A 13,759-nucleotide genomic window follows, 5' to 3' on the forward strand; every position below is an offset into this window, starting at 1 on the left:
GCCAATCCTAAAAATCAAAACCAAAGTCTGGTTCCGTAAATAAACTATGATCTTGCACTATTTCATATGTAATTTCTTCCTCATCATTATTTCTTAGTTCGATAATATAATCGAAGTCCTCCATCGAAAATTCAGAATGCTGGACAAAAATGTCGGGATGTTCGATAACTTTAACTGCGGGAAGTTTCATAATTTCCCTAACTAATTGCCAATGGCGTTCATCAGCTCTTCTTCTGGACACAATCCCATCGAGGATGAATATATTATCAGCATTGTATTCATCTTTTATTAGTTCTTTACGTATTGTTTGCTTTAATAAAGTAGATGATACAAAAAGCCACTTTTTATTGGCACAAACACTTGATGCAACGACTGATTCTGTTTTTCCTACTCGCGGCATGCCTCTAATACCGATAAGCTTATGACCTTCTTGTTTAAATAATTCAGCCATAAAATCGACTAAAAGTCCAAGTTCATCACGAACAAAACGAAATGTTTTTTTATCATCCATATCCCGTTGAATATATCTTCCATGCCTTACTGCAAGACGGTCCCTAAGCTTCGGTTCGCGAATTTTAGTTACTTTTATTGTTTCTACGGTCTTTAATATAGATTCGAGGCGTAAAATTTGATTTTTACTACTCGCACGTATTAAAAGGCCACGTCTCCCACTATCAATTCCATTAATGCTTACAATATTGATCGAGAGCATCCCCAATAAGGACGAAATATCTCCAAGTAAGCCTGGACGATCGATTGTAATTTCATATTCCAAATACCATTCTTTTCTGTCCATTCAAACATCCCCTTGAAGATAGCCGATTTTATAATATTCATCAAAGTTGTCTCGATTATATCATAGCTGAAATTAATTAAACATGAAAGAAAAACGTATATATAAAAGTCTTTTTTAAGCATAGAAAAGGACTGTCCCATTATTAAGGGCAAATCCAATTTAAGTTAGGATTCGAGCCGCTTAATAGACAGTCCCAAAACATTTATCTAATGTGTACTATTATTTTCGACAAGTTTCACCATGATGCTTGCGATCGCTTTTTGCTCTTCTTCAGAAGCGACAGACCATAAGTCAGAAAGTACTCTTTCTTGCTCGTTTTTTGGGTCTACTTGATTTGCAAGATAATCGCCTACTTGGTGTGCCAGTTGGTTGATTACTTTCTGTGACATTCCTTGGTCTTGGGCATTATCCAAACGATCGCCAAGGAAATTTTTCCACTGATCCCAATTTTCAAGTACTGACATGCCATTTCCTCCTTTGGAATATAACGTTCGATGTTATTATGCACTTGGAAAACTGACATTATACAGGATTTTTAGTATGGCCTTTATGTATACCAGCCACCATTTACTCCAATCACTTGTCCTGTAATATACGAAGATTCCTTTGATAGCAAGAAGGAAATAACATCTGAAATTTCTTCAGGTTCAGCTAATCTCCCTACAGGTATTTCCGATTCAAGCATGTCTAATTCTTCTTGCGAAAAGCCGCTTAGCATATTTGTTTTTACAGCACCGGGAGCAACACAATTTACTCTTGTTCCTGATCTTGCTATTTCCTTGCCGATTGCTTTCATAAAGGCAATTTGTGCACCTTTAACAGTTGAATACATTACTTCGCATGCAGCGCCAGTTTGCCCCCAAATAGAGCTAATTAGTACGATGGATGATTCAGGTGTTTTCATTAATTGTGGCAGTAGCTTCTGTACCATGACTAAGGGGCTCTTTACGTGAATCTGCAACATTTCATCAATCGTTTGTTCACTTAAATCAACAAATAATCCGTATGGAGCAATACCGCTTGTATACACAATGGCATTAAGATTGAATATCGAATTACAAACTATATGTACACCATTTTCGGTCGTAAGATCTGCGCAAATGGGAATCATCTCTATATCAAATGATTTAAGTTCCGTCAGTAAATCATTTATTCTTTCTTCATTCTGATAATAGTGTAAATATAAATTCCATCCCGCGCGGGCTAAACGTCTCGCTGTTGCTGCACCTATTCCCCCGCTAGCTCCAGTGATTAATGCATACTTTTTCATTTTTTCTTCTCCCATAAAAACAGCCCGGTATTTTCCGGGCCTTCTTCTTTATTTTTTCGGAACAACTTGGCAAACAGTCAATCGATCTTCCGCAATGAACTGTTTGACAGCATCCTTTATATAATCAAAGTGTAATTCTTCTAATACCGCTACTGTATCAAATAGATCCATGCCATTAAATGCATATCTTGTAAATTGATTTGCAATAAACTCTGGAGAATTCATGGAGCGCAAAAAGCCACCAATTCGCTTTTTCTTTGCCCGTTGTAATGCATCATCCGATAAATATTTGCCGTCTTTAGCTTCTAATAAAATGGTTTGCAAACGCTCCGAAAGCACATCTGGATCCTTCGTATCACTTCCGACATAAGCAAACCCAAATCCCCGCTCCAACGTATAGTCATATTGAAAAGTATCATCTATTAAACCACTCGTAATTAGTTCCTCATAGTTATCCGAACTTTTTCCGAATAGCAATTCAAAAATAATATTAATTGCAAGTTCATGTTTTAGCATATCTCTGCCCGTTTGATCGACTTTTTTCCCTTTCACACCTACATAACATTTAGGGGTTTGCACATTCATTTTTAATTCTTGCTTTTTATTATAAACCGATTCTGGTTCTTCCTCAAAAAATCGTTGTATTGTTGAGGCAGCGTTATATTGTTTCTTTGATTGATTCTCACGGATAAGGTTTATCATTTCATCCGGATTCACTGGCCCAACTAAAAACATCAACATATTGCTCGGGTGATAAAACGTATTATAGCATTCATAAAGAAGATCAGCCGTGATTTGTGAAATCGATTCAACCGTTCCAGCAATATCGATTTTTACTGGGTGAGAATGATACATGTTTTCGATTGTCCCGAAAAATAGCCTCCAGTCTGGATTATCATCATACATTCTAATTTCCTGACCGATAATGCCTTTCTCTTTTTCTACTGACTTTTCCGTAAAATAAGGCTCTTGCACCATATTCATCAATGTAATTAAATTTTTTTCCACTTCATTCGTACTTGAAAATAAATAAGCTGTCCTCGTAAAGGAAGTAAATGCATTCGCAGATGCTCCTTGTTTGCTAAACTGCTGGAACACATCCCCTTGTTCTTTTTCAAACATTTTATGCTCTAAAAAATGGGCAATACCATCCGGAACCCGAATATACTCGTCTTTATTCAATGGCTTAAATTGATGATCTATGGAACCATAGTTAGTCGTAAACGTAGCGAATGTTTTATTGAAACCCATTTTCGGTAGAATATATACTTGTAATCCATTATCCAATTTTTCATAATAGAGAGTTTCTTGAAGTTGATCAAATTCGATTGTTTTCATACATTCTCACCTTCCATTCCGGAAAGAAAATAAATGGTATCAAGTGTAACTTTGTTTGCAACGGCGATAATTTCATCCCGTGTAGTTGAGTTCGTTTTATCAATCCAATCAGTAAATTCTACTTCTGTGCCGGCAACGATGTTATGATAAAAAACTTCAATGACACCCCTTGCAGAATCAATTGTTTCTAAAAATTGATTTTGAATGACAGCCTTCGTTTGAGATATTTCCTCTTCAGAGAAACTGCCTTCTTTCATTAGTTTTAACTGTTCTTTAATGATCGAAACTGCTTTCTCATAATTTCCGGATTCTATTCCTGACATAATCATTAATAAGCCTTTATGGCTCTCAACTCTGCTAGCAGCATAATAAGCAAGACTTTCTTTTTCACGTACATTAATAAACAACTTTGAATGTGGAAATCCACCGAATATCCCATTAAACAATTGTAATGCGAAATAATCAGAATCTCCATAAGAGATATTTGTTCGACAACCGATGTTTAATTTTCCTTGATTAAGATCTTGAGTTTCCCTTACTTCCTTAACCTTTGTTACATTTTTTTCCGGTGAATTCTTATGTGATGGATTCGTACGTTCCTCATATTGAAATACAGAACAGAAATTTTCCACTTCATTAAGCCCAATATCTCCAATAATGTAAAGATCCATTTTATCTTCCTTAAAAGCACGTTTGTAATATTCAAATAAAGCAGCACCAGTTATTTCATCAACTTTATCTTCTTCGCCGGATGCTTGAATTGAATAAGGTTCATCTTTACACATTTCTTCCACTAGCCTGACGCTGGCATAACGCATTTTATCATCATATAAAGATTGAATCCGTCTTTTTAAACTTCTTTTTTCTTTCTGCATAGTAGCTTCATCAAATTCATGATTTGTTACATTAGGATTTTGTAGGACTTCACTTAAAAATTCAATTGCTCTTTGCAAAAGTGGTGTCTTGTCTTGTAGGAATTTTTCGTTGGCCACTTCTATTGTAAAAGATATAATATGGAACTCGCCTTTTTTACTTACATCTGTATAAAATGAAGCACCATAAAGCTCATCCAAATATGAACGAAATGCGCTTGTAGTACTATATTTTTTCGAATTACTTTGAAGAACATTGGGCAGCAGTGCCCGATATGTAGCAGTTTCATTTTCAAGAGGTGCTTTCATTTTCCATACAATTGTATTTGTTTTATACTTTTCAGTTGGAATGATATGAAGAGTGAATCCAGACTTTTCCACTAAATGCTCCTTAACAAGTTCCATATGGGATCCTCCAATACTCACGATATTTCAAAAATTGATATGAAAGTGAGACAAATGTTTTGTACCCTGCCCCACTTTACATAATATTATTATGGTTCTATTCAATGTCTCTTTATAGTTTATGACTACACTATATCCTTTATTCAATAGGAGTATAACCTATCTCTTTCCTTTAATATAAGGTGTTCCCGAAGCCTTCGGCGCATCTGCACGTCCAATAAACCCTGCTAAAGCCAAAATGGTTAATACATATGGAGCTATAAATAAAAATACTGAAGGCACATTTTGAAGTATGGGTATTCGAGATCCCACTATACTAAGGCTTTGAGCAAAGCCAAAAAATAATGCTCCGCCCATGGCACCCAGTGGATGCCACTTTCCAAATATCATCGCCGCCAACGCCATAAATCCCTGACCAGTAATCGTTGTATGACTAAAATTACCTGTAAAGGATTGAGCGTAGACAGCACCACCAGCACCTCCCAGCACACCAGATAAAAATACTCCGATATATCGTAATCGCGTCACATTTATCCCCATCGTATCCGCAGCCATTGGATGTTCACCTACTGTACGGATTCTTAGACCAAATGGCGTTTTATAGATGACGTACCATACTACAAATGAAACTAGAATCGTTGCATACGCAACGTACGAAACATTCGAAAAAAGTATTTTCCCGATGATTGGTATATCACTTAGAAAAGGAATATCTACCTTTCTTATATTTTCTACAATCATATCGGTTTGTCCTTTTCCGAAAATCTTTTTAACGAGAAAGATCGCTAGCCCCAGTGCTAAGAAATTAATAGCAACCCCACTGACCACCTGATCTGCCCTGAAAGTAATGGATGCTAGCGCATGTAATAAGGAAAATAGTCCTCCAACTATCATTGCAATTAGAATGGAGACCCAAGGGGTGGCAGCGCCAAATATATTAGCAGTATAGAAATTAAAAAGTATACCGCTAAATGCACCAATAACCATTAAACCTTCCAAGCCGATATTTACAACACCCGAACGTTCTGAAAAAACTCCGCCAAGAGCAGTGAGAATGAGTGGTGCAGCTGCTAAAATCGATGAGGAGATGATAAGAGATAATAGTGTAGTAATTTCCACTTATTTCACACTCCTTCGGAAACGTGCTATCAGCCATTTGATCATATAACTTGATGCTACAAAGAAAATGATAAATGCAATGACGATTTCTACTAACTCTTCAGGAACATTCGCATTTGGCATTTGCAATGCCCCGACTTTTAAGCCGCCAAACAAAAAGGCTGCGAGTACAACTCCAATTCCGGAGTTTCCTCCGAGCAGGGCAACAGCAATCCCATCAAATCCTACACCTGAAAAACCTGTATGAATAAAAGCATTTCCAAACGTCCCTAATCCTTCCATCGCCCCAGCAAGTCCCGCGAAAGCCCCCGATATCACCATTGAGGAAATGATGTTTCGATTCACGCTCATTCCTGCATACTCTGCTGCGTTATGATTAAATCCAACTGCACGAAGTTCAAAACCTGTTTTTGTTTTTTCTAAAAGAAACCACATGATGAAGGCAGCAATAAATGCGAGATACATCCCATTATGCAATGTTGAATAATCCGTTATTCTTTCAAAAAAAGGTGAATGAAGTGATGCTGAGTTGGGGATGATCGCTGTAGAATCCTTTTGATCGGATAACACATAACGAATCATATAATTTGTTACATATAGCGCAATATAATTCATCATAATGGTTACAATTACTTCATGAACCCTAAGCCGGGCTTTTAATAGGCCAGGAATAAACCCCCATACTGCACCAGCTAATGCTGCGACAATAATCGCCAAAGGTAAATGGATCAATTTTGGCAGATCGAAAGATAATCCGACCCAAATAGAGGCAACCCAACCAACTAGAAGTTGACCTTCGACTCCAATATTAAACAAGCCTGTCCTAAAAGCAAAAGCAACTGCAAGACCAGCAAAAATATATGGAGTCATTTGCCTTAATGTTTCACCGATCAAATAAGATTCACCAAATATTCCATTCCATAAAGCGGAATATCCAGCAATTGGATTATAGCCACTCACCAACATAATAATGGCCCCTGTAATTAGTCCAAAAATAACCGCAATGACTGGTACTAAAATATTTGTTAAACGATTAGACATAAGTATCTCCCCCTACTGCTTCTCGCCTCATACCAGCCATTAACAGCCCTAGTTCTTGTTCTGAAGTTTCATCAGCATTTACGATTTTAATAATTTCCCCTTCAAATATGACAGCGATTCGATCACTGACATTTAGAATCTCATCAAGTTCAAACGAAATAAGTAATACAGCTTTCCCACTATCACGCTGCTCTATGAGTCGTTTATGAATAAATTCGATTGCTCCTACATCAAGACCTCTTGTCGGTTGTGCCGCGAGCAAAAGATCTGGATCTCGATCAACTTCTCTTCCAATTATAGCTTTTTGTTGATTTCCGCCTGATAAGGCACGTGCATGGGTAAAAGCACTCGGTGTACGAACATCATATTCAGAAATAAGAGTGTTCGCTTTCTTGTATATTTCTTTAAAATTTAGAACTCCTAATTTTGAAAAAGGTTCCCGATAATAAGTTTGCAAAATCATGTTTTCACCGATTGAAAAGTCAAGAACAAGTCCATGCTTATGACGATCCTGGGGAATATGCCCTATGCCAGATTCGGTAATTTTACGTGGTTTAAGGTTCAATATATTTTTTCCATTTAATTTAATTGATCCGCTCTCACCTTTACGCAATCCAGTTATCGCTTCAATAAGTTCCGTTTGACCATTGCCATCTACACCTGCAATTCCAATTATTTCACCTGACCTTAACGTTAAATTTAGACCATTGACCGCGGAAACACCTCGATTATCTTTTACATATAAATCATTAATTTCAAGAACCGTTTCCTTAGGATTTGCTTTCGTCTTTTCGGTCGTAAATAAAACATCTCGGCCGACCATTAAATTAGCGAGTTCATTCGTATTAGTATCTTTTACGTCAACAGTACCGATACCTTCACCTTTTCGAATGACAGTTACTCTATCACAAATTTCCATTATTTCTTTTAGCTTATGTGTAATTAAAATAATGGACTTGCCTTCTTTAATTAACGTTTTCATAATTTGACTTAATTCTTTGATTTCTTGTGGGGTAAGGACAGCTGTAGGCTCATCGAAAATTAAAATATCTGCCCCTCTATACAACGTTTTTAAGATCTCTACTCTTTGCTGCATACCGACGGAGATATCGGCAATTTTTGCTCTTGGATTAACTGATAGACCATATTTTTCTGAGATTTCTTTTACTTGCTTTTCGGCTTTTTTAATATCAATTGATAAACCTTTCCTAGGCTCTTTTCCGAGTATAATATTTTCAGTAACTGTAAATGGCTCTACTAACATAAAGTGCTGATGGACCATTCCAATACCTAAATCATTTGCAATGATTGGGCTCGTAATCTCTACTTTTTTTCCATTCACTCTAATTTCGCCGCGTTCCGGTTGATATAATCCAAATAAAACATTCATTAATGTTGATTTCCCTGCACCATTTTCACCAAGCAAAGCATGAATTTCGCCTTTTTTCACTTGCAATGTTACATTATCATTTGCTACAATCCCCGGAAACTCCTTACGAATGTTTAACATCTCTATAACATAATCCATCCTAATCCTCCCTCCTTCAGACAAAAGGTTTACTTCCGGATTAAATACCATTTTTTCTTCCTTATGAATCCTTTTATTAATGAATCACGGGCTGGCCAAAAAAAAGCCAAGCCCGTCAATTGTAAATATATTATTTTAATTTATCTGGAACTGTTACATCGCCGTTCTTTATTTTTCCTTCATATTCCTTCACCTTTGCCAATACATCATCCGTTAAATGCTCTTGTGAATCGGAAATCTTGATTCCATTTTCCTCCATACCGTATTCAAGTATTTCTCCACCAGGAAAATTCCCATCTTTTGCTTTCGTTGTAACATCCTTAACAGCAACATCGACCCGTTTAACCATTGATGTTAATGTGACGTTTTCGGTCTTATCTCCGATTTTAACATCCCCTTCAGGATGTTGATCTCGGTCTACACCAACTACCCAAATATCACGTTTTGGATCCTTCTGTTTAAGATTTTTCGCTTCGGTGAATACACCTAATCCTGCTCCACCAGCAGCATGATAAATAATGTCTACACCTGAGCTGTATTGTGCCGCAGCAATTGCTTGAGCTTTTGAAGAATCTGTAAATGTTCCTGCGAATTGAATTTCTACCACAGCATTCGGATTTATCTCTTTCACACCTGCTTGAAATCCAGCAGCAAACTTATTAATCAAATCACTTTCAATTCCACCAATAAACCCAATTTTATTCGATTTAGTTGTCAATCCTGCAACTACACCAACCAAATAAGATCCTTCATGCTCCTTAAACGTAATACTTGCAACATTATCCTTTTCCGGAACAACAGCGTCTACAATGACGAAATGGCTATTTTTCCGTTGATCTGCTATTTTAGCAATAGCATCAGTCAATTTAAATCCTACACCATAAATGATATCGAATTTATCTCTTACTGCTGCATTTAGGTTTGTAGAGAAGTCTGCTTCATTTTTTGATTGATAATAGTTATAACCATTTTTTCCTTTTTCTAAATTATTATCTTCACCATATGCTACAAGACCTTCCCAAGCGGATTGATTAAACGATTTATCATCCACTCCACCTTCATCTGTAACCATAGCAGCAGTAAAATTTTTATCCTCTGTGCCGTTAGCCCCTTCATTATTCTTGTCGCCATTGTCCTTATTACTAGATCCACACGCCCCCAATATCATGCCTGCTGCTAAAATTAGTGATAGCACTAATCCTGTTTTCCGTATTTTCACTAGGGACCCTCCTTATAATTTTGGATTTACATACACATATCTTTATCATTCCTACCAATTGTCCATAATAAACATTTTTATTTACTAAAAAAATACTACAGATTTTTTTATATAAAAAAAAAGAGGCATCCTATGGGATACCTAATAGTTTTATGAAGTATGTTCTTCGGCAGGTTTCGGCACAAGGACTGCCCGGGGCTTACTGCCTTCATATGGTCCGACAACACCTCTTGCTTCCATTTCATCAATTAATCGTGCAGCTCTTGTATAACCAATTCTAAATCTGCGCTGAAGCATGGAAACAGAGGCTGTTTGCATTTCAGCAATCAATTGTACTGCTTCCTCATATAATTCATCTTCGACTTCTGATTGTACTTCTGGAATATCCTCCGGAATCATTTCTTCCTGATAATGAGCCTTTTGCTGTGCAATCACAAAGTCTACAATGTTTTCGACCTCGTCATCAGATAAAAATGCGCCTTGGACTCTCACTGGCTTGGAAGCACCTACTGGTAAAAAGAGCATATCTCCTCTTCCAAGCAGTTTTTCTGCTCCACCCGAATCTAAAATTGTTCTCGAATCCGTTGAAGATGAGACTGCAAATGCAATTCTAGAAGGGATATTAGCCTTTATGACTCCCGTAATTACATCAACAGAAGGTCTTTGGGTCGCTATAATTAAATGTATTCCAGCAGCCCTAGCCATTTGTGCAAGTCTTGTAATTGAATCCTCTACATCATTTGAAGCAACCATCATTAAATCGGCTAATTCATCCACAATGACGACGATATAAGGAAGTAATGGCTTGATTTCCCCTGACTCTAAATTGTACCTTCTCATATGTTCATTATAGCCTTCAATATTTCTCGTCCCAGTATGCGAGAAAAGCTCATATCTTCTTTCCATCTCACTTACAACTTTTTTCAAAGCTTGTGATGCTTTCTTTGGATCAGTTACAACAGGGGCCAATAAATGAGGAATCCCATTGTATACATTTAATTCGACCATTTTTGGATCGATCATCATCATTTTTACTTCGTGTGGCTTAGCTCTCATCAAAATACTCGTAATAATACCATTAATGCAGACACTTTTTCCACTTCCGGTTGCTCCTGCTACGAGTAAATGCGGCATCTTATTTAATTCAGCGACTACAGCTTGTCCAGTAATATCTCTGCCAAGCCCAATTTGAAGTTTTGCCTCTGGTTTATCATGTTCTTTTGACTCTAATACTTGTCTAAGTGATACAACTGCTACTTCTGTATTAGGTACTTCTATCCCAATAGCAGATTTCCCAGGGATTGGGGCTTCAATACGTATTCCTTTAGCTGCAAGCGCCAAAGCGATGTCATCACTTAAACTGACAATTCTACTAACCTTAACTCCTGCCTCAGGAAGTATTTCATATTTTGTAACAGCGGGACCGAGATGAACTTGAGCCACCCTTGCTTTAACATTAAAGCTTTGAAAGGTTTTATTTAGTTTTGCCGTATTCTCATGAATCATCTTATATTCACTGCTTTGATCTGTCAGCCCAGGCTTTGTCAACAATGTTAAGGGCGGTAACTTATAATCTTTATTTTCATGTTCAGTAAATACAATCGGAGCGGCTATCTCTACTTCATCATCTAAATTTTCATTATCATTTTCTATTTCTTCACCATCATCCTCAACAGGAAAGGCTCTTTCTGTAAAACTTGATATGATTGGTTCAATGACATTTTCCTGATCATCATCATATGTTGGGTTTATTAATGGGGCAGGAATTGGTTCTTGAGTTTTTTTACTAACCTTTAATTTTTCCTTACTTTTCTTTTCTTTTCTTTCTTCCTTCCACTCTTTTAAATCGGTCCTAAATACTTGCCATTGCGATTTAAAGAAATTCCCAATCCACTTCCCAATACTTCCTAATACAGCCCCTATTGATTTACCAGTAATAAGAATCAAAGATATAAGCATAAGGAAGAAACTGAATATTTTTGTTCCGACAGAACCGAAGACAAAATATGTAACAGTTGTCAATAATGCCCCGATCATTCCACCGCCTAGTTCCTTTGTTGATGTATTTCCTTTCATAATTTGAAAAAAGTCGCTATACGTGTTGGCAATGATACTAAATCCTTTTATTTTTTCATTTTCTATTTTTAAATCAAAAAATTTAATATGTGCTAGTAATAAAAAACACGCTATGAACAAATAGATACCGACAATTCTTTGTCCTAAAACTTGTGGTACCTCTCGTTTTATAATCATATACATAGCAATCACTAAAATCGTTAATGGACCAACGATATGCCACTCACCAAATAAAAAATAAAAAGGAGAATTTAATAGCGACAGCTTGTCACCATTTACTATTATAATTAAACATAAAGCTACTAATGCGATTCCTGATATTTCAAATTTTAGGATTCGATTCATTTTTTTAGAAGTGCGCCTTCTCCGTTTTTTCTTAACCATTCAATCACCTTGTCCACGCTTTTTATTAGTACATTATACCATATTTAGCGTCTTCCCCCTAAAAGAAGTCAAAAGGCTGCCGAAAATTCAGCAGCCTGTTTTTTTAAAATATATTCGTCTAGCTACAGTGACTAGCGGCTAACAAACTTACGATTTCTTCCCAATTGTCTAACTGCAGGCGCCAGCCCCTCTGCAAACCCAGCTACAATAAGTTAAAGAGCGACTTTTTTGCTCAGAACATTTGATTGTCGCAGCTGAACGGGCACTTCTGCCTTTCGTGGCTCACCGTGTTTTCTTTATCACGTTAGAACCCTATAAAATTTATACTTTATTGAACAGGCGCTTCTGCTCAAGATCTTCATGCTGTTTTTTTGAAGGTTTTTTTCACACTAACCTTAGAAAAATCTTTCCGCAAGTATCGTATCATCATGGTTGTTCCGAATACTGTCAAATATCCATATAAGGCTATCCATGCGCCGTAGCTACCGAAATCAAATACGAATACTAATAAATAGGAAAGGGGAACAAATATACCCCAAGCATGAATCAAGGAAGCCCTTAGCAAGAAGGTCGTATCGCCTATTCCGCGTAACCCCCCTGCGAAAAAGCCTGCTGTGGCATCAAATAATTGCAGAAAAGCTGAAATCATAATTAAATTGGCTGAAAGTGCGAAAACTTCTGGGACATCCGTATAGATTTTTGATATCGATTCCGCGAAAATAAATTCGAAGGTACCAAGAATTAAAATGAAGATGGCACCAATTTTAGCCGTTTCGATTCCGAGTTTCTTTGCTAAATGCGGTTTATTCCTGCCAATTTCTTGCCCTACTAAAATTGTAGCTGTTGATCCAAATGCAGCAGCTGGCATAAACCCTAAATTCATGACGCTTAAGGATATTTCATTTGCAGCAAGTGCATTTGTCCCTAGTCTTGTAACAAACGCCGTATAAACAAGCATCGCCATACTTTTAGAAAATTCTTGAGTTCCTAGCTTAAAACTTTCATTAAAAATAAGCTTCATTTCCAAGAAATCAAAGACAGGATTAAAACGAATAAAAAACTTTTCTTTGAGATTTTTGAAAAAAGCATACATAATAAGTATGAAGGCAGATAGTTCCCCTAAAAACAGAGCAATTCCTGCACCCTTTAACCCAAGTTCAGGAAAGCCAAGATTTCCGTATGTCAATGAATACGTAAAAAAGATCATGACGCCGTTCCCAATTATTGATGCATACATTGGTGTTTTCGTATCGCCAATGCCTCTAAAAAAGCTAAATAACGTGAAGGTCAATATGGAGAAAAGCATTGCATAAAATCGAATTTGTAAATATAAAGTTCCTTCTTTCACCATATTTTCCGGGCTACCCATCACCCTTAAAATTCCTTCTGCTCCGAAAAATCCAACCAACATCGTAAAAATCCCAGCAACAGAACCAAATATCAGCGCCAAGAAGGTCCGATCTAATCCTTTTTTCATAGTGTTGGAACCATAGTTTTGAGCTACTAAATAATTGACTGTACTTCCAATCCCAGAAAACATTGCCCAAGCATTATACATAATGACATTGGAAACACCAACAATTGCAATGGCGAGCGCCCCTAGATTACCTATCATAATTAAGTTAATCATTCCAGTTAAAGTCATGGACGCAAACGAAGCAATCGATGGAATGGCAAGCGTTAGTATTTTTTTCCAATTTTTCATACTAAA

11 protein-coding genes are annotated in these 13,759 nt (G+C 36.8%); all 11 read right to left on the bottom strand.

The features are described from left to right. Positions 1 to 7: 7 nt before the first annotated feature. The 11 genes from KHA96_RS05040 to KHA96_RS05090 all read right to left on the bottom strand — a co-directional run bounded on the left by KHA96_RS05040 (position 8) and on the right by KHA96_RS05090 (position 13,753). Positions 8 to 796 carry a YmfK family protein gene (locus tag KHA96_RS05040; RefSeq protein ID WP_213128173.1) on the bottom strand — a complete coding sequence of 263 codons (789 nt, stop codon included), beginning with the start codon at positions 794 to 796 and terminating at the stop codon, positions 8 to 10. 206 nt (positions 797 to 1,002) lie between these two features. Continuing rightward, entirely contained in the window at positions 1,003 to 1,260 is a 258-nt protein-coding gene (locus KHA96_RS05045) for a DUF3243 domain-containing protein (protein ID WP_213128174.1), read from the bottom strand. An 83-nt stretch (positions 1,261 to 1,343) separates the two neighbouring features. Continuing rightward, a complete protein-coding gene (gene ymfI / locus KHA96_RS05050) occupies positions 1,344 to 2,066 on the bottom strand; it encodes an elongation factor P 5-aminopentanone reductase (RefSeq protein WP_213128175.1) in 723 nt (240 codons plus the stop codon). 48 nt (positions 2,067 to 2,114) lie between these two features. Further along, positions 2,115 to 3,404, bottom strand: a complete 1,290-nt coding sequence (gene yfmH / locus KHA96_RS05055) for an EF-P 5-aminopentanol modification-associated protein YfmH (RefSeq protein WP_213128176.1) — start codon at positions 3,402 to 3,404, stop codon at positions 2,115 to 2,117. Then, entirely contained in the window at positions 3,401 to 4,681 is a 1,281-nt protein-coding gene (gene yfmF, locus KHA96_RS05060; RefSeq protein WP_213128177.1) for an EF-P 5-aminopentanol modification-associated protein YfmF, read from the bottom strand. The genes yfmH and yfmF overlap by 4 nt, the downstream gene beginning before the upstream one ends. Before the next feature lie 159 nt (positions 4,682 to 4,840). Beyond that, positions 4,841 to 5,800: an ABC transporter permease gene (locus tag KHA96_RS05065; RefSeq protein WP_213128178.1), complete on the bottom strand. Its 960-nt coding sequence runs from the start codon at positions 5,798 to 5,800 to the stop codon at positions 4,841 to 4,843. After that, positions 5,801 to 6,841: an ABC transporter permease gene (locus tag KHA96_RS05070; protein WP_213128179.1), complete on the bottom strand. Its 1,041-nt coding sequence runs from the start codon at positions 6,839 to 6,841 to the stop codon at positions 5,801 to 5,803. It lies immediately after the preceding gene. Beyond that, complete coding sequence (locus KHA96_RS05075) at positions 6,834 to 8,369, bottom strand: ABC transporter ATP-binding protein (protein ID WP_213128180.1); 1,536 nt, start codon at positions 8,367 to 8,369, stop codon at positions 6,834 to 6,836. Before KHA96_RS05075 ends, KHA96_RS05070 begins: the two co-directional genes overlap by 8 nt. Positions 8,370 to 8,499: 130 nt before the next feature. Continuing rightward, positions 8,500 to 9,588, bottom strand: coding sequence for a BMP family lipoprotein (locus KHA96_RS05080; protein ID WP_213128181.1), 1,089 nt, complete (start codon positions 9,586 to 9,588; stop codon positions 8,500 to 8,502). Between the two features lie 150 nt (positions 9,589 to 9,738). Then, the gene (locus KHA96_RS05085; RefSeq protein ID WP_213128182.1) at positions 9,739 to 12,048 is read right to left on the bottom strand and encodes an FtsK/SpoIIIE family DNA translocase; all 2,310 of its coding nucleotides are present in this window, start codon (positions 12,046 to 12,048) and stop codon (positions 9,739 to 9,741) included. A gap of 358 nt (positions 12,049 to 12,406) precedes the next feature. Continuing rightward, the gene (locus tag KHA96_RS05090; protein ID WP_213128183.1) at positions 12,407 to 13,753 is read right to left on the bottom strand and encodes an MATE family efflux transporter; all 1,347 of its coding nucleotides are present in this window, start codon (positions 13,751 to 13,753) and stop codon (positions 12,407 to 12,409) included. Positions 13,754 to 13,759 lie beyond the last annotated feature (6 nt).

This window comes from Bacillus sp. FJAT-49711, assembly GCF_018343715.1.
GTDB lineage: Bacteria > Bacillota > Bacilli > Bacillales > Bacillaceae_C > Lederbergia.